This is a genomic window from Streptosporangium sp. NPDC000509, from assembly GCF_042898365.1.
Taxonomy (GTDB): domain Bacteria; phylum Actinomycetota; class Actinomycetes; order Streptosporangiales; family Streptosporangiaceae; genus Streptosporangium.
This window is the reverse complement of record NZ_JBIAYX010000012.1, coordinates 265890-282005: the sequence shown is the minus strand read 5'-3', so window position 1 is coordinate 282005 and position 16116 is coordinate 265890. Positions and strand designations below refer to the sequence as shown.

Annotated in this window: 17 protein-coding genes; 1 reads left to right on the top strand and 16 read right to left on the bottom strand. The window is 68.4% G+C overall.

The window, feature by feature from the left end; all coding sequences use genetic code 11:
* Nucleotides 1-2 precede the first annotated feature (2 nt).
* From ACFY3D_RS23460 to ACFY3D_RS23385, 16 genes are all read right to left on the bottom strand, one after another.
* A complete protein-coding gene (locus ACFY3D_RS23460; RefSeq protein ID WP_389982434.1) occupies nucleotides 3-395 on the bottom strand; it encodes a GPW/gp25 family protein in 393 nt (130 codons plus the stop codon).
* A gap of 4 nt (nucleotides 396-399) precedes the next feature.
* Entirely contained in the window at nucleotides 400-789 is a 390-nt protein-coding gene (locus ACFY3D_RS23455; protein ID WP_389982431.1) for a PAAR domain-containing protein, read from the bottom strand.
* Nucleotides 790-805: 16 nt separating this feature from the next.
* Entirely contained in the window at nucleotides 806-1444 is a 639-nt protein-coding gene (locus tag ACFY3D_RS23450) for a phage baseplate assembly protein V (protein WP_389982427.1), read from the bottom strand.
* Nucleotides 1444-2499, bottom strand: a complete 1056-nt coding sequence (locus ACFY3D_RS23445) for a phage late control D family protein (RefSeq protein ID WP_389982424.1) — start codon at nucleotides 2497-2499, stop codon at nucleotides 1444-1446. Before ACFY3D_RS23445 ends, ACFY3D_RS23450 begins: the two co-directional genes overlap by 1 nt.
* Entirely contained in the window at nucleotides 2496-3260 is a 765-nt protein-coding gene (locus ACFY3D_RS23440) for a hypothetical protein (RefSeq protein WP_389982421.1), read from the bottom strand. The genes ACFY3D_RS23445 and ACFY3D_RS23440 overlap by 4 nt, the downstream gene beginning before the upstream one ends.
* Nucleotides 3257-4348 (bottom strand): hypothetical protein, encoded by a 1092-nt coding sequence (locus ACFY3D_RS23435; RefSeq protein ID WP_389982418.1) that lies wholly within the window; start codon nucleotides 4346-4348, stop codon nucleotides 3257-3259. Before ACFY3D_RS23435 ends, ACFY3D_RS23440 begins: the two co-directional genes overlap by 4 nt.
* A 15-nt stretch (nucleotides 4349-4363) precedes the next feature.
* Nucleotides 4364-4912, bottom strand: coding sequence for a phage tail protein (locus ACFY3D_RS23430; RefSeq protein WP_389982415.1), 549 nt, complete (start codon nucleotides 4910-4912; stop codon nucleotides 4364-4366).
* Entirely contained in the window at nucleotides 4909-5058 is a 150-nt protein-coding gene (locus tag ACFY3D_RS23425) for a DUF6760 family protein (protein ID WP_389982528.1), read from the bottom strand. The genes ACFY3D_RS23430 and ACFY3D_RS23425 overlap by 4 nt, the downstream gene beginning before the upstream one ends.
* A gap of 20 nt (nucleotides 5059-5078) precedes the next feature.
* Nucleotides 5079-5465, bottom strand: coding sequence for a hypothetical protein (locus ACFY3D_RS23420; RefSeq protein ID WP_389982412.1), 387 nt, complete (start codon nucleotides 5463-5465; stop codon nucleotides 5079-5081).
* Nucleotides 5456-5896 carry a phage tail protein gene (locus tag ACFY3D_RS23415; protein WP_389982409.1) on the bottom strand — a complete coding sequence of 147 codons (441 nt, stop codon included), beginning with the start codon at nucleotides 5894-5896 and terminating at the stop codon, nucleotides 5456-5458. Before ACFY3D_RS23415 ends, ACFY3D_RS23420 begins: the two co-directional genes overlap by 10 nt.
* A gap of 21 nt (nucleotides 5897-5917) precedes the next feature.
* Entirely contained in the window at nucleotides 5918-7087 is a 1170-nt protein-coding gene (locus tag ACFY3D_RS23410) for a phage tail sheath family protein (RefSeq protein ID WP_389982406.1), read from the bottom strand.
* A 6-nt stretch (nucleotides 7088-7093) separates the two neighbouring features.
* Complete coding sequence (locus ACFY3D_RS23405; RefSeq protein WP_389982403.1) at nucleotides 7094-8314, bottom strand: phage tail sheath family protein; 1221 nt, start codon at nucleotides 8312-8314, stop codon at nucleotides 7094-7096.
* Between the two features lie 4 nt (nucleotides 8315-8318).
* Nucleotides 8319-8924: a DUF4255 domain-containing protein gene (locus ACFY3D_RS23400; RefSeq protein WP_389982400.1), complete on the bottom strand. Its 606-nt coding sequence runs from the start codon at nucleotides 8922-8924 to the stop codon at nucleotides 8319-8321.
* A gap of 330 nt (nucleotides 8925-9254) precedes the next feature.
* Nucleotides 9255-11372: an ATP-binding protein gene (locus ACFY3D_RS23395; protein WP_389982397.1), complete on the bottom strand. Its 2118-nt coding sequence runs from the start codon at nucleotides 11370-11372 to the stop codon at nucleotides 9255-9257.
* A gap of 9 nt (nucleotides 11373-11381) precedes the next feature.
* Nucleotides 11382-12335, bottom strand: a complete 954-nt coding sequence (locus ACFY3D_RS23390) for a BTAD domain-containing putative transcriptional regulator (protein ID WP_389982393.1) — start codon at nucleotides 12333-12335, stop codon at nucleotides 11382-11384.
* A 547-nt stretch (nucleotides 12336-12882) separates the two neighbouring features.
* A complete protein-coding gene (locus ACFY3D_RS23385; protein ID WP_389982389.1) occupies nucleotides 12883-13674 on the bottom strand; it encodes a TetR/AcrR family transcriptional regulator in 792 nt (263 codons plus the stop codon).
* A gap of 76 nt (nucleotides 13675-13750) precedes the next feature.
* Here ACFY3D_RS23385 and ACFY3D_RS23380 point away from each other — a divergent pair, with 76 nt between their 5' ends.
* Nucleotides 13751-16105, top strand: coding sequence for an ATP-binding cassette domain-containing protein (locus ACFY3D_RS23380; RefSeq protein ID WP_389982525.1), 2355 nt, complete (start codon nucleotides 13751-13753; stop codon nucleotides 16103-16105).
* The last annotated feature ends 11 nt before the right edge of the window (nucleotides 16106-16116 follow it).

Genomic DNA, 16116 nt, shown 5'->3' with positions numbered 1-16116 from the left:
AGCTACTCCAGGAAGAACGGGTAGACCAGGTTGAAGCGGCTGTTGGTCGCGCTCACCTGGTAGTTGATCTCAATGACGAGAACGTTGGGTCGAGTCGGGTCGCGGGCGGCGTAAACGTCGAGGACGTCGATGCGCGGCTCCCAGGTGGCCAGCGCCTCGCGGACCGCGCGGGTCACCGCGGTGGCCATGGCCGCGTTGTTGACGCCGAAGACCAGGTCCCGCAGGCCGCAGCCGAAGTCGGGCCGCATCACGCGCTCGCCCGGCGAGGTCGACAGGATCATCCAGATGGACTGGCGGATGGAGGCATCGCCGTCCGGCGTCGGCTCGATCCGGCCGCTTTTGTCGACGCCGATGGGGAAGTCCCAGCCCAGGCCAAGGAAATCGGTGCCCGCCATCGCATCAGCCGATCAGCACGGTGCCGGTGGCGATCACGGTGCCGGTCGGCAGGTCGGCGGGATCGTTGCAGGTGAGTACCTTGTCGCCGTTACGTGCCGCGGGCTTGCCGTTGATCATCACCGTCGGGCTGCCCACCTGGACCATGCCCTTGTTCGACGGCGGCCGTTGGAAGCCGGTGCCGGGAGCGGTCGGTACGTGCGGCGGGGTGTTGTCCGCGGTGCTGCCCACCGTCGCGGCCGGCCGACCCGAGATCTTGACATCAGAGCTCAGCCCGCCGCTGAGCACCCCGGTGAAGGGATGCGGCAACAACAGAACGGGCCCCGGGGGCGTCTGAACGAAGTGGTTGTCCACGGCCGTCACCTGGTCGCCCTGCTTGGCTGCTGGCTGTCCCATCGAAAGCGTCCCCGTCCTAGTTGATGTTCACTTGGCTGCCCTTGAGGTTCAGCTGGCCTGACGCGGTGACGTCGGCCTTCTGGCCGGCCTCGATCTTGACCGTGGAGGTGGAGGTGATCTCCACGCCATTGCCGCTCAGCTTCAGCTTCCCGCCGCTGGACTGGATGGTCACGTCGCCTGCGGCGGTGATCGTGATGCTGTTGTCCTTGGTGCAGATGACGATCTTGTTCTTGGTGCTGCCGTCGATGATCTCGATCTTCGCGTCGCCGTCGGCGTCGGAAAGGCGGATCACGTTCCCGCTGCGTGACCTGATCGTGCGCAGGTCGTTCTTGCCGTCGCTGTTGGACTCCGGCGGCTTGTCCTGGCCGTTCCACAGCCCGCCCAGCACGTAGGGAGTGTCCGGGTTGCCGTGCTCGAAGGCGACCAGCACCTCGTCGTCGACTTCTGGCAGAAAATAGACGCCCCGGCCGGAGCCCGCCATCGGGGCCACCACCCGGGCCCAGTCGGTCTCGACCTGATCGCCCATCCAGGGCAGGCTCGCCTTGACCCGCCCGAGGCCGTCGGGGTCCTTGTTGTTCGTCACAATGCCGATGACCACGCCGAAGAAGCGCTCGTCGGTGCCGGGCGGCATGGTCAGTGCCGAATACGCGTCCATCAGGCGGCGTTCCTTTTCACGGTGAAGGAAGTCTGGTAGCCCTGCGCGAGGGTCATCGTGTGGGTGACCGAGGTGACGTAGTAGTGGCCGCTGAACGTCCGGCCGGCCCCGGTGATGTCCACCACCGTGCCGGCCCGCAGTCGAGGCTGCCCGAAGGCGACCACGTCGCCCTCCACGTACGTCAGGGACATGGCGTTGAACTGGCCCTGGGCAATGGGGCCTGCTTCGGCGAGGTCCCGGGTGGGCTGGCCGAGAATAGCCAGGCTGGAGGCTCCGAACGCCCGGCGCGCGGTCGCGGAGCCTGATGGCGAGGCCGACTGCTCGGTGGCGACGACCGCCTTCTTCTCCTTGACGTTCCAGCTGCGGACGGCCACCTCGCCGGCCTGGGCCAGCGAGCTCAGGCGTGGGCTGAACTCCGTGATGCCCTGGCCGAGTGACAGCGTGGTCGCGGGCTGGGCCCCGGACTGCGGCGGCCGGAAGTACAGGACCTTGTCCCTGACGTACATCTCGTACCCGATCAGGCTCGCCCGCCGAAGCAGGAATTCCCAGTCGGACTGATTGCTCTGGATGACATAGCTGTGCGTGACCTTCGTGTCCTCGACCTGGGCGCGCAGCCCGGCCTCACGGGCGACCTGGCCGGCGATGGCGCTGTCCTTCATCTGGGCGAAAGTGCGGGTCTTGCGGCCCCGCGCCAGCCGGTGGCGGTGGTCGTAGCCGCGGACCATCAGCACGGGCGGTGACTCGGTGGTGAAGACGGGTTCGAGGCTGGTGATCTCGGCCAGCATCACCTTGTGCAGGTCGCCGACGTATCCGAGCCAGATCTCAACCTGGTTGCCCACGGCGAAGAGCGGGGAGTCCGACCAGGAGACCCGCAACAGCTTGTCGTCCCAGTTGTACAGTTCCAGCGTGAACATGCTGAGGGCCTCCAGGTCCTCCTGGACCGTGACCGAGCGCAGGTCCGACTGAGCCGCCGCGGGCAAGGCCGAGCCGTTGACGCGGACGCTGAGGTCGGGCAGGCCGCCGCGCTGCGCGGCGGCTCTCCTTTCGGCCCTCATGGCTGCAGCTTGGGGATGGTCAGCCTCATCCCCGGCCGCAGGTTGCGCGGGTTGACGATGCCGTTGGCGGTCGCGATGGGCCGCCACAGGGCCGGATCGCCGTACTCGTCGGCGGCCAGGCTCTGCAGCGTGTCGTGGCGCCGCACCCGGCGCGTCTTGACGACGTCGGCGGAATGCAGTTCCGTGGCGTGGGCCCGCGTGCCGACTTCGGCGAATTCGCAGGTCAGAGTGGCCCGCACCGGCGTCCCGTCGTCCAGGAACATCGTGAACCGCTGCTGCAGGGTGGTCAGCACGCCGGTGAAGATGTCGAAGACGCCCCAGCGCAGTTCGCATATCGGCGGGCGGTGCAGTTCGGCGTCGACCTTGGCCAGCCGGGCGATCTGATCGGTGTGCTGCCGCACGTCGGTCGCCTCGCGCCCGGAGATCAGGCTGGCCGGAAGGAACGTGGCCGCGGCACGCGCTGCGGCCAACCCGCTCGACCGGGATTCGTAGGTGTCGAAGAACAACTCGATGGAGAACCGCTCCGCTTCCACCGAGCGGAATTCCTGCTCCACAGATGCCGTGCTCTGGCCGACCGTCTCCTGTTGCTCCCACTTCGCGGACCTGGTCAGGCTGATCTCGCTGGGATTGAACAGGGCCTCGATGGAGCCCTGCCGCGGCGCACCGCCCTGCTCGTAGTAGATGGTGAGCTTGTGCAACTCGCCCCCGCCGCCGCCCAGGCCGAGGATCTCCGACACCACCTTGGCCTTGTTAACGCTCATCGCCTCATCCCTCTGCGCTCCCTTTCGATGGCCATCTGGTGCGTGAGCCTGCGCTGCACGGTGCTGACGATGCGGTTCAGGTCGATCGGGGGCGGTGCCGGGCGCACCGGCTCCCGCTGTCCGGCACGGTGACCGGAGGGCTCCACCGGCTTCACCGGCTCCGCTGGCTTATCCGGCGACGTCCGGGGCGGGACGCGCGCCGCACCGGCCGGGTCCACGGTCCGGCCCGGGGCCGGCACGGTGGGGTCGGCCGCGGGTGGCGCGGGACGCTGGGGCATGGCGGGCCGCTGCGGTACGGCCGGGCCGGGCCGCCAGGCGCCCTGCGGGGAGACCCGTTCCCGCACCACTGGCACGGGCGGACGTGCGGGTCCACTGGTACCGCCGGCCTGCTCCGGGGAGGGCCGGGGCCAGGCGAGCGTCGGGGGGGCCTTGCCGTCGGCTCCGGCGCGGACGACTGGGCGGCGGGTCTCGCCGGCCGTCGGGGCCGATGGGGCCCTCGGGTCCGGCCCGGTGCCCCGCGGCATCGCAGCCGGTCCGGGGACCGGCCGGGCCGGGATCAGGACCGGGCGCGGTGCGCCTGGACGGGCGGCGCCGGCGGCCGGCCGGGCTTCGGCCCGGGGCGTCAGGGTCCCGGTGGCCGTGGTTGAGGCCGTGGTTGGGGCCGGGGTGCTTCCGGCGGACGGGAGCGGGGAGACCAGCCCGGCGGGGTCGGCTGGTGCCTGGGCTGCACGCCGCGCCGGGGACGGCAGGCTGGACGGCTGGTCGTTGGGCCGCACGGGCCTGGTGCGGACCGATGGCCGGGGGGCCGCCGGTGGCGTGGCGACCCCCGGAACGGCACCGGGGGCGGCGGTTGCCGGCCTCGCGATCACGATGGGCGGTCCGCTCGGCTCAATGTCCGTGCCGTGGCCGCGGCGCAGCAGCAGTTCGGCCAGCGGCGGTTCGCCCGCCATGCGCCGGTGTCGGGCGAGCAGGGCCCGGACCTGGCCGTGCCGGACGCAGCCGGGTTGTTCCACCCGCCGCCAGAGCCGGGTGAGCAGGGCACCGTCCGGGGACGGGGCCTGATCCTCCGTCGGCGTCGGTTGTGCCATCGGCTTCTCCACTCCTTACCGCCCGGTCATCCCCGCGATGCCGGTCGCCTGAGCGCCCGCCTGGCCCAGCAGGGGCTTGGTCAGCCCTTGATGGGCGAGTTCCAGCGACTCGACCCCCACCGCGTCGCTGGAAGCGTTGAAGGTGGGACCGGACCAGTGCACGGGCAGGGCGTTGCGGAAGTTCCACCACATCACCGGGACCTGCCTGGGGTCGAGCAGCATGATCGTGCCGTTCTTACGCTGGATCGAGCCCTGGGTCGTGTCGTAGTACCAGTTCCACAGAGTGCTCATCGACGTCAGGCCGTGGCTGAGCACCAGGTTGGAGTGGCTGGTGCGGCCGGGGAGCTTATGGACGAAGCCGTTGACCCCGCCTTCGCGGTACTCCTCGACCTCGACCTGGCTTTCCAGGCCGCTTACCTCGGTGAACCCGCCGACGAGCAGTCCCTCGATCTCCACGGCGAAGTTGAAGGTCTGATACGGCTGCAGCGGTTGCGCGCCCGGCACCCAGTTTCCGACCACCGACGGCAGCCAGCTCAGTCCCAGCGGGACACCCGTCGACGTCATCGCCACATACCTCCCGTTTCGCTGAGTCGTTCGTTGATCCGGGCCGCCTCCGCCACCCACCGCCGGCGCTCCTGGTGGTCAAGCCGCATGACCTCCTGGTAGGACCAGTGGAAGTGAAAAGCCAAGTACGCTACCTCCTCGTGCAGCCGGTCGGAGGGGTAGCGCGCTATTCCCCCGAACCGGCCACCTCCACGTCGAACTCGCCGTCGCAGTGCGGGCAGGCCACCTGGAGCCTGGTGTGCCCGTTCTGGTTGACGCGCAGGTAGAAGTCCTGAAGGTAGGCGAGGTCGGCGGCGTACAGGTTCTCGATCGCCCTGGTGTTGATGTGATCGACGGTGCCGAGCCTGGTGATCACGCGGGCCAGCAAGATGATCACCAGGTAGCCTGGGTTGGCGCGTACCCGCGGATCCTTGAGCGGCTCGACCTCGTCGAACGCCGTGGCCAGGCGCATCGCGCCGTCCCGGTGCACGGTGCCATCAGGACCGGCCAGGCCGAGGGGCAGGGTGAAAGAGAACTCGGTCTGATGCGCGGTCGGCGTGACGGTCAGCTCCACTTATCGACCTCGACCCGCTCGCAGGCCAGGACGAGCTGTTCGATGGCCAGGTCGTCGGCGGTCGCGTTGAGGCTCGGCCCGGTCCACTGACGTGGCCAGCAGTCGAACAGGTTCCAGGTGATCTTGGCGTTGCCCTTGTTGTCCAGGAGCGTGATCGAGATGTCGTGTCGCTCGACGTTGCCCTTCATCGCCTTCTCGCGCCAGTCCCACAGCTTTCTGTCGGACGTGATGCCGCGGCTGAGCGTGATGTCGGAGTGGGTGACGAGTCCGGGCAGCTTGCGGACGCTCAGGTTCTTGTCCGTGCCTTCCCGGTATTCCTCCGCGTTCTGGCTGTTCTCCAGCCCAGAGCACTCGCGGAAGCCGGCCCGGGTAATGCCGTCCAGTTCGACAGAGAAGTTGTAGCCGCTATAGGGATCGAGTCGGTTGGCCATGTCGGACCTCCTGATGCGGTCTTATACGGTTGCTGAAGCTGACTGGATGCTGACGCCGCTGGTGCCGTGGATGATGCGGACGACGACGAACTCGGCCGGCGCGGCCAGGGCCACGCCGATGTTGGTCACCACCATCCCCGCCTCGATCACGTCAGGTGGGTTGGTCTCGCTGTCGCACTTGACGAAGAAGGCTTCCTCCGGGGTGTGGCCCTTGAGCGCGCCGTTCCGGAACAGGCCGTCCAGGTAGGCGGTCAGTTCGCGCATGATGCGCACCCACAGCCTGACGCCGTTGGGCTCATAGGTCAGCTCGGTGAGGAACCGCTCCAGCCAGCGGCCCATGGTCAGGAAGACCCGCCGGGCGCCGATGGACTGCCAGCCGGGCTCGCCGCTCAACGTGCGCGCCCCCCAGACCCGGATGCCTCGGCCGGGCATCACGCGAAGAGAGTTCACCCCTTTGGCGTAGAGTCCGCCGATCACGTCGTCGGTCAGGGCGGCCCGCAGGTCCAGCACCCCCTCGACGGCCTCGTTGGCCGGGGCCTTGTGCACGCCGACCTGCTGGTCGCTGCGGGCGTAGATCCCTGCCACGTGTCCGCAGGGCGGCAGGTAGAGCGGGGTCCCGTCCTCACCGGGAGCCCACAGCCAGGGGTGGTAGAGCGCGCCGTCCCGGCTGTCCAGCGCGGCACGTTGCCTTTCGACGGTGCCCGTGTCAGACGTCGGCACCGCGTCGAGGATGGCGAACCGGCCGCCGGTGCGTCGGCAGTCGGCGAGCACCTCGGCCTGCAGGGCGGTCACGGCCTCGACGTCCGGCGTGCCGGTCAGGCCGGCCGGGGCCATGATGTCCGGGGCGCAGACCAGGTCCACGGCGTCGACATCATGCAGCGCCGTCAGGCCACCGCGAAGGGCGGTCAGTGGGGTGGCCCTCTTGTCGAGGGGGACCACGTAGCACAGCAGGCCGCCGTTCTCGAAGAAACCGCGCACGGCGTGGCCCAGGAAGCCGTCATTCCGCGGAACGCCGAACCGCGTCTTGAACTGCGGCCACAGCGTCAGTGGGTACGGCGCGCCGGGCTTTCCGTCGCCGGTGTAGCCGAGGAAGGCGGGCACCCCGGTGAGCAGGCTCGGCGCGGGTGGCGGGAAGACGTCCTGCGGGTAGACCCCGGGCGCCTGGTAACCGGTGATCGGCGGCACGGCCATGGTCGGCTACTGCCCCGGTCCGGCCCACTGGCTCAGCCGGAAGACGACGAACTCGGCAGGGCGCGCCACGGCCACGCCGATCTCGGTCACCACCTCGCCACGCGCGCGCACGTCCGGCGGATTGGTGGTCTCGTCGCAGCGGACGTAGAACGCCTGCTCCGGAGTCGCGCCCACGAGCGCGCCGGCGGTCCACTCGCCGTTGAGGAACGCGGTCACGTTGCGGCGGATCTTCGACCAGAGGTCCGGCGCGTTCGGCTCGAAAACCGCCCACTGCGTCCCCTCGTCGATGGACTCGCGGAGGAAGTTGACCAGCCGCCGCACGTTGACGTAGGCCCACTCGGGATCGCCCGCCGGGTCCGAGGCCAGCGTGCGCGCGCCATACACCTTGATCGTGCCGTTGAACGACCTGATGCAGTTCACGCCGGCCAGGTTCAGCGGGCCCTGGGCAATCTTGCTGACCTGGTACTTCACGTCGAGCGCGCCCAGGATGACCTCGTTGGCGGGCGCCTTGTGCACCCCGCGCTGGGAGTCGCTGCGGGCGTAGACGCCGGCCACGTGGCCGCTCGGCGGCACCGCGATCCGGCTGCCGGGCGGGCCCAGCGGATCTGCGACCAGGATCCAGGGGAAGTAGAACGCGCCGTAGCCCTTCGGGTTGGCGGCCGGCCGCCAGATACCGGTCGCGTCCGTCGTGATGTTCAGGTTGTTGTTCGCGATGTCGCTGCCGCTGTCCAGGATGGCGAACCGATCTTCGAGCTTCTGGCAGTGCGCGATCAGGGCCTGCTGCGCCGTGTTCAGCTCGTTGGCCGGCACATCGGGCGGCAGCGGCGCGGCGACGACGGCGACTTCGTCGATGCCCTCGAGCTTCGCCAGCGCCTGGGTCAGGTCGCCGGCGTTGTCGATCCTGATCACCCAGCAGCGGGTGCCCCCGTTGTTGAAGAATCCGAAGACGGCCTGAGCAAGGTACTGGTTGGCTGCCTGGATGTCCCCGAAGCCCTGGGTGAACTCCGTCCAGCCGTTGACCGCCTTCGGGGTGAGCTTCGCCGCCTGGGTGTAGGCCTGGCCGGACGCGTTGGCCGGCATGCCGGCCTTGTTCTTGGGATCCCATGCCTTGGTGATGTCGGCCGAGACGCCGATGAACGCGGCTGTGCTCGTCCCGGTCCCGGCGATGGGCTTGATCGCCGAAGGTACTTCCTCCACGTAGACGCCTGGCCACGCGTATCTCGCCATCTGTTCACTCCTGACTGGTTACGGCCGGGCTTGTTCCCTGAGTAATCCTGGTCACCGTCTTGGTCACGGTCGGGCCGGCCGCGACGGGCTCGGAGACGTTGACGCTGATCGTGACCGCGTAGTTCAGCGTGGCCTTGGGCTTGCCGCCCATGGCCTGCCAGAGTTCGCCCAGGCTCTGCAGGTGGCCCTCGGCGATGATTCTGGCGGGTGGCGGAACCTGCTGCCCCGAGAGCTCACCTCTGAGATAGCTCTCCGGAATCGTGCGGTGGCGAAGCAGCACCTTCAATGCCTCGCCCAGCAAGCGGTGCTCGTCCTGGGAGGGGTCCGGGGCGCTTGGGCTGGGCCAGGCGGTGATCAGGTATGAGCAGGTGACGCGGACCGACGGCGGCGTCCGTTGGAACGTTCCGTCGGACTGCTTGTCCAGCTCCCACTGGGCCGAGCGCAGGCCCTTGTCCTCCCGTACGTCATAGAGGAAGAAGGAGATCGCGGGCAGGCGGACGCCGGACGGCGGAAACTGGTCGTCAGGCGCCGCGAAGCTGACGGCGACGTTCTGCACGGTGAGTTCGTCCCGCAAGACCGCCGCCAGCGTCGCGTCGAGGTCGTGGAGCATGACATCTGTGATAACAGGCCGACGTTCACGCGGCATCTGCCGGCGCGTCAGCGGGGGCGTCTTAAACCAAGCGCTGAATGAACCCGCCGTACGGATGGAAGCCGTCGATGTACGTGATGACCGCTCGTCCGGCCCGGGACCCTGGGAAGAACGCCCGCTGGTATACCGGCTCAGTCTTCGACTTCCCGAATCGGCCACATCGCGGGCGGCCCGCGGGCGTGTGTGTTCCCTCGATCAGGACATACCGACGAGCTCGGTGCACAACTCGGGGACGTACTGCCCGGGTTCTTCGACAGTCACCCTGCCTTCCGAACTGACTCGTCGGGCGGCTCAGTGGTCGCCGAGTTCCCCGGCGGTAAGAACTTTCCCCATCTTCTGGTACTCCCGGCGAGTCGCATGCAACAGGTGCGCCATCGTGACCATGCCGCCGTCCGCGGCGGCGAGGAATGCGCCGGCCAGCGCGATGTTGCGGATGCTGCCACCGGCCACCTCAACCCGCCGGGCCAGGAAGTCCACATCAAGGCCGAGGTCGCGCGGCATGGCCGTGGGCCAGATCTGCTCCCAGATGCGCCGCCGCTCGGCCACGCCGGGCACCGGGAACTCCACGGTGACGTGCAGCCTGCGCACGAACGCCTCGTCCATGTTCTTGAGCAGGTTGGTGGCCAGCACGACCATGCCGTCGTATTCCTCCATCTTCTGCAGCAGGTAGCTGGTCTCGAGGTTGGCGTACCTGTCGTGAGCGTCGCGTACCTGGGTGCGCTTGCCGAACAGCGCGTCCGCCTCATCGAAGAACAAGATGGCGTTGCTGGTCGCGGCCTCGGCGAAGATACGGGCCAGGTTCTTTTCCGTCTCGCCGATGTACTTGCTGACCACGGCGGAAAGGTCGATCTTGTACAGGCTCAGGCCAAGGCTATGGGCCAGAACGTCGGCAGCCATGGTCTTGCCGGTGCCTGGCGAGCCGGCGAACAGGACGTTGAGCCCCTTGCCCATCGCCAGCTTGCCGTCGAAGCCCCACGTGTCGTACACGAGGTTGCGGTGGCGGACCTGGTCATAGATCTCCCGGAGCTGCGCCATCTGGTCGTCGGGCAGCACGATGTCGTCCCAGGTGTAGTGAGGCGTGATCTGAACGGCCAGTTCCGCGAGCCTGCGGTTGGAGTGCAGGCGGCAGGCGGCGTGCAGGTCGGCCAGGGTGACCTGCGTCGCCGCCGAGTCGCGGGCCAGAGCCAGGTTGCGGGCGGTGACCACGGCGTCGTGGATCTGGCCGCCGCTGAGGCGGAACATGCCGGCCAGGTCGGCCAGGTCGGACGGCGGCACGCAGGCGTCGGCCAGCGCCGCTTGCCACAGGCGCAGGCGCTCGCCCGGACCGGGCAACGGGAACGGGATCCGCAGGAACGTGAGCCCCCGCAGGTCACCCGCCGGTTCCCAGGTGGCCGACCCGGACAGGAACTTCGGGCCAGGAACCGCCTCAAGCAACCGGAACAGAGCCGCCAGCCGCGTGTCGTTCTCCTTGACCGACTCGAAGTCCTCCCAGTACAGCAGCGCTTCTTGCAGCCTGGCCTCGCGGCCGATCAGGTGCATCAGCTCGGTGAACTCGTCGGCGTCGCCGGCGGCCAACCGCCTGCCCGCCACGACCAGCAGCGGCCGGTCGAAGGCCGCGGCAGCCGCGGTTCGCCTACCCGCGCCATAGGCCCCCTGGAGATACAGCACGCAGTCCTCGGGTGCCTGTCCGGCGAGCCGGGACAGGGCATCGGGGACCGCCGGTTCCCCCGGGCCGACTGCCGGGGGGACCAGGCTCGTGTACGCCCGCAGCCGGTCATCGACGGAATCATCCCCGAGCAGGTAGCCGGCCACCCGCGGCTCAAGCCGTAAGCCGTTGCCCAGCAGGGAACCAGGCTCGTCGTGCAGGTCCACCAAGCGGGACGCACGCAGCGGGCCCGCCTGGGTAAGGCGCGCCCGTGCGGCCACTTTGCCGGCCAGGTCGGGACAGAAAAGGTTGAGGGCCAGCTCGACCGTCGGCCGACGGCGGGTGACGTCGTCGTGCAGGTAGGCGTAGAGGCGTTCGTAGCCCCGGTCGAGTTCCGGCGCCAGGCAGAGCAGGATGACATCGAGATCGAACTCGGTCAGGCCGAACATCCGGCCCAGCTTGACCAGCCGGAGCGGTATGCCCTGTGCCAGGCTTTCCGTCGCGTGCCTGCCGGCCTCGGCCGCAAGCTGGTCGAGCTTGGCCTGGGCGGCTTCCCGCTGCTCAGGCGGGAGCGGGAAGCCGGCCCAGACCGGTGCCCCAAGGGCCTTGTCAAAGAACTCGTCCGCCTCGGCCTCGGGAATGTAGAACGCAGCCAGGTCCCCCGCCTCGCCACGCGCCTGGCGGGCGCGCCACACCTGGATGCGGAGCAGCAGGTCCAGGCGTTCCAACTCAGCCAGGATGTGCTGAAGCGACGTGGTGTACATCGTTCCAACTCAGCCAGGACGCGCTGGAGTGATGCGGCGTGTATCGAGTTGGCATCCGGCTGATCGCGTCAGCTGTTGTTGAACCTGGCGCTCGAGGTCGGTCAGGCTGGCCTGGATACGGTCGAGGCTCGTCTGCAGCCCGAGAAGCAGATCGCCTGGGTACGCGGCGTCCGTGGCCTGGCGGGGCGGATCCGCCAGGCGGTCACTGCGGAGAAGGTGGTAGAGGGAGACCGTTTCATGCGAGGGCTCGAGATCGAAGTACTTCGCCATAGCCGCGGCGCAGCGCTCGTACTGACGCAGCGCAGTGGTGCGGTCACCCGCCCGGTAGTACATCCGCATCAGATACCGGTGAGTGTATTCCCGTGCCGGATCATAGCGTAGAACGCGCTGACCATACGCGATTCCTTTCGCGTAGCTCCGCTTGGCTTCGTAATGTGACATCAGCTGCTCGAGCATCGCCAGCCAGATTAGTTGAAGTCGGTTGCGTTCAAGTATGCACCAATCCTGGTACCACACCTCGATCAAATCGCCGCCGTAAAGGACGACGGCTGCCTCAAGAGCCTGCGTCTGGCTGTCGGTGAGTTCCTCACCTGGAATATCACGATGAAGGTTATACGTCTGCTCAAACGTCGCCACGTCGAGCCAGTAGGACGCCTGTGGATTCACTCGAATCCAGCCGGGATTCACGATGAACAGCCCTTCGGATCCCTCCCGTGCCGGACCGACCTGGCCAGACAGCGTCGAGCCGAGCCGCCAGACGGCCTGGCGGAGGTATTTCCTTGAAAGGGATTCCGGCGTATCCGGCCATAATACGGCCGCTAGGGCCTCGCGTGTATGACTGCGTTCCCTGTGGAGCAGCAGGTAGCAAAGAAGCTCCAGCGCTTTGGACAAAAGGCCTGGCAGTGGTTGCCCGTCTCGCTGAACAGAAATCTGGCCGAACAGGCGGATGGTAAGCCCTGCCATCAGAAAGCCATCCCATGTTGGTAAACAGCGTTCCTCACCATTCCCCCCAGCAGCGCTAAGCACACCAGTCCGCCCACGCCAAAGCTAAGCGAGCAACTTGCGAGAGTCAAGACGCCATTGGAAGCGATAGTGTCTGACATAAACCAGTGACGCGCGGTGTCTTCACGGCAAATAAGGCCCGCGCCCTTCGTCTTTCGCGGCGAATACGGGCGGGCCTGATCGTTTACCTGAGGAAGTACCTTTGAACTGGGGTGATCGGAATTGCCTAAGGCCTCGTCCGCCCAGCGGACCGCCCCCGGGGCGATTTTCAAAGCCGGGCGGCGACCACCGGGTGTGACGCCATGTGATCAGTGGAAGGGCGCGTAGGGGGTTACGGCCGATCGGCCCGTCCGGTCTTCTTGATCTTGGTGACGGCGTGGATGCCGAACAAGCCGAGGGCCGGATTGCGCAAGGTGGCCATGACCCGGGGGCCGTTGCCGAGATGGGCTTGGTAATCGTCTTCGCGCCAGAGGTGTCTCGGGGCCGGCGCGTGAGGTTCTCGACGCCCTCAGGCTCCGGTTTCGCCCATGGCCGCCTCGATCCCGTCCAGGAGGATGACGAGCCCGGCGGCGAAGGTGTCTCTCCCCTCCTGTTCCAGGTAGGGGACGGTCTCGTCCTGAGCCTGGTAGGCGCCCTCGCCCTCCATCCAGGTCAGCGTGGGGAACCGCTCGGCGAAATCGGGGGCGACCTCCGTCAGCAGGGCCGATCGAGCGTACCACCACTCCTCGTCGGACAGCCCGGTCGCCGCCGGGGCCTGACGCACCTCCGCGACCGTCTGCGCCGCCCCGCGCACGAAGCAGGAGAGCGTCCCCGCGACGCGCCGCAGCGTCCCGGCGTCCAGCCCGGTCTCCCGGAGGATCCGCATCAACTCCTCGATCATGACGTACTCGTTGGGGCCCAGCACGGGGCGCGCCTGCGACACCTGCAGCATCCACGGATGGCGTATGTAGAACTCCCATGCCTCCCGTGCCCAGGAGGTCACGGCCGCCCGCCAGCCCGCCTCCAGGTCGTGGCGGGTGGACAGCTCGGCGAGGGCCCGGTCGTACATCAGGTCGACCAGCTCGCTCTTGCTGGGGACGTAGGTGTAGAGGGCCATCGCCGTGCGGCCGAGCCGCTCGCCCACCGCGCGCATGGAGAGCGCGGCCATCCCCTCGGAGTCGGCGATCGCGACGGCCGTGTCCACGATGAGGTCAACGCTCAGCGCGGGCTTGGGCCCGGGACGCGCCTGGTCCGACCTGGTGGTACGCCACAGCAGCGCCATCGAACGGCGCGCGTCGCCCTGTCCGGCGAAGACGACCACTTGCAACTCCTTACGGCATAAACTAACTTTGCCGGGCTAACTCTTTACACCCTAAGGATATCGCGTGAGAAGGTTCGTGTTCCCACCCGCCACACCGGTCGGATCAGGCGGTCCGCGGCGCCGCCCGGCCGCCGCGGACAGCCACGACGTGATCGAGGTTCGCGGCGCCAGGGAGAACAACCTGGCCGACGTCTCGCTCGACATTCCCAAGCGGCGGCTCACCGTCTTCACCGGGGTCTCCGGCTCCGGGAAGTCCTCCCTCGTCTTCGGCACCATCGCGGCGGAGTCGCAGCGTCTGATCAACGAGACCTACACGGCCTTCGTCCAGTCGTTCATGCCGAGCCTCGGCCGTCCCGACGTCGACGCCCTGCGCAACCTGAGCGCGGCGATCGTCGTCGACCAGGAGCGGATGGGCGCCAACTCCCGCTCCACGGTCGGCACCGCGACCGACGCGCAGACGATGCTGCGGATCGTCTTCAGCCGGATCGGCACCCCTCACGTCGGCACCTCGAGCGCGTTCAGCTTCAACAGCGCCGAGGGCATGTGCCCCGAGTGCGAAGGGCTCGGCCGGGTCTCCGACATCGACGTCTCCCAGCTCGTCGACGTCGACCGCTCGCTCAATGAGGGGGCGATCACCGCCCCCAACTTCACCGTGGACTCGTGGTACTGGCAGGGCCTGGCCCACTCGGGGTTCTTCGACCCCGACGTCAAGCTGAGGGACTACACCCCCACCCAGTGGGAGGACTTCCTCCACAAACCCGCCACCAAAATCAAAATCGGCACGATGAACACCACCTACGAGGGGCTCCTGGTCAAGGTACGGCGGCTCTATCTCGTCAAGGACCGGGAGTCGATGCAGCCCCACATCCGGGCGTTCGTGGACCGGGCCGTGACGTTCACGAGCTGCCGCGCGTGCGGCGGCAGCAGGCTCAACTCCGCCGCGCTCGCCTCGAAGATCGACGGCCGCAACATCGCCGACTGCGCGGCGATGCAGATCAGCGACCTGGCCGAGTTCGTCCGGGGCATCGAGGACACGTCGGTGGGGCCGCTCGTCGCCACCCTGCGCAACACGCTGGAGTCACTGGTCGAGATCGGCCTGGGCTACCTGAGCCTGGACCGCGAGTCGTCCACCCTGTCCGGGGGCGAGGCCCAGCGGGTGAAGATGGTCCGCCACCTCGGCTCCAGCCTGACCGACGTCACCTACGTCTTCGACGAGCCCACGGTCGGGCTGCACCCGCACGACATCGAGCGGATGAACAACCTGCTGCTGCGCCTGCGCGACAAGGGCAACACGGTCCTGGTCGTCGAGCACAAGCCGGAGACGATCGAGATCGCCGACCACGTGGTCGACCTCGGCCCCGGCGCCGGCTCCTCCGGCGGGCGGATCTGCTTCACCGGCGACGTGGCCGGGCTGCGCGCGTCGGACTCCCTCACCGGCCGCCACCTGGACCACCGGGCCCGCCTGCGCGAGAAGGTACGGCAGCCCAGCGGGCAACTGTCGATCACCGGCGCTCGCCTGCACAACCTCAAGGACGTGAACGTCGACATCCCCCTCGGCGTGCTCACCGTGGTCACCGGCGTCGCCGGCTCGGGCAAGAGCTCGCTGATCCACGGCTCGCTCCCCCGCAGGGACGACGTCGCGGTGGTCGACCAGGCCCCGATCCGGGGCTCGCGCCGCAGCAACCCGGCCACCTACAGCGGGCTGCTCGACGCGATCCGCACCGCCTTCGCCAAGGCGAACGGGGTCAAGGCCGCCTTGTTCAGCGCGAACTCCGAGGGGGCCTGCCCCAACTGCAAGGGCATCGGCCTGGTCTACACCGACCTCGCGATGATGGCCGGGGTGGCGTCGGTGTGCGAGCAGTGCGAGGGCAAGCGGTTCACCCCCGAGGTGCTCACCCACAAGCTGCGCGGAAAGGACATCAGCGAGGTGCTCGCGATGTCGGTGGCCGAGGCCCGCGACTTCTTCGCTCCCGGCACGGCCTCTTCCCCTGCGGCCTCGAAGGCGAGCTTCGGCGCGGCGCGGGCCGTCCTCGACCGGCTCGCCGACGTGGGCCTGGGCTACCTCGGCCTGGGCCAGCCGCTCACCACCCTGTCCGGCGGCGAACGACAGCGGCTCAAGCTCGCCATCCGGATGGCGGAGAAGGCCACCACGTACGTGCTGGACGAGCCGACCACCGGCCTGCACCTGGCGGACGTGGACCAGCTCCTCGCCCTGCTGGACCGGCTCGTCGACGACGGCAACACGGTCGTCGTCATCGAGCACCACCAGGCCGTGATGGCCCACGCCGACTGGATCATCGACCTCGGCCCCGGAGCCGGACACGACGGCGGCCGGATCGTCTTCACCGGCACTCCCGCGGACCTGGTCTCCGCGGGGGACTCGCTCACCGCCCGGCACCTGCGTACCTACCTGGGAAAAGGCATCGCGTAGCGACTGAACCC

Excerpts from the sequence above, each read along its gene's own strand:
- ACFY3D_RS23460 (WP_389982434.1), bottom strand. The coding sequence starts at position 395 with ATGGCGGGCACCGATTTCCTTGGCCTGGGCTGGGACTTCCCCATCGGC.
- ACFY3D_RS23455 (WP_389982431.1), bottom strand. The coding sequence starts at position 789 with ATGGGACAGCCAGCAGCCAAGCAGGGCGACCAGGTGACGGCCGTGGAC.
- ACFY3D_RS23450 (WP_389982427.1), bottom strand. The coding sequence starts at position 1,444 with ATGGACGCGTATTCGGCACTGACCATGCCGCCCGGCACCGACGAGCGC.
- ACFY3D_RS23445 (WP_389982424.1), bottom strand. The coding sequence starts at position 2,499 with ATGAGGGCCGAAAGGAGAGCCGCCGCGCAGCGCGGCGGCCTGCCCGAC.
- ACFY3D_RS23440 (WP_389982421.1), bottom strand. The coding sequence starts at position 3,260 with ATGAGCGTTAACAAGGCCAAGGTGGTGTCGGAGATCCTCGGCCTGGGC.
- ACFY3D_RS23435 (WP_389982418.1), bottom strand. The coding sequence starts at position 4,348 with ATGGCACAACCGACGCCGACGGAGGATCAGGCCCCGTCCCCGGACGGT.
- ACFY3D_RS23430 (WP_389982415.1), bottom strand. The coding sequence starts at position 4,912 with ATGACGTCGACGGGTGTCCCGCTGGGACTGAGCTGGCTGCCGTCGGTG.
- ACFY3D_RS23415 (WP_389982409.1), bottom strand. The coding sequence starts at position 5,896 with ATGGCCAACCGACTCGATCCCTATAGCGGCTACAACTTCTCTGTCGAA.
- ACFY3D_RS23410 (WP_389982406.1), bottom strand. The coding sequence starts at position 7,087 with ATGGCCGTGCCGCCGATCACCGGTTACCAGGCGCCCGGGGTCTACCCG.
- ACFY3D_RS23405 (WP_389982403.1), bottom strand. The coding sequence starts at position 8,314 with ATGGCGAGATACGCGTGGCCAGGCGTCTACGTGGAGGAAGTACCTTCG.
- ACFY3D_RS23400 (WP_389982400.1), bottom strand. The coding sequence starts at position 8,924 with ATGCTCCACGACCTCGACGCGACGCTGGCGGCGGTCTTGCGGGACGAA.
- ACFY3D_RS23395 (WP_389982397.1), bottom strand. The coding sequence starts at position 11,372 with ATGTACACCACGTCGCTTCAGCACATCCTGGCTGAGTTGGAACGCCTG.
- ACFY3D_RS23390 (WP_389982393.1), bottom strand. The coding sequence starts at position 12,335 with ATGGCAGGGCTTACCATCCGCCTGTTCGGCCAGATTTCTGTTCAGCGA.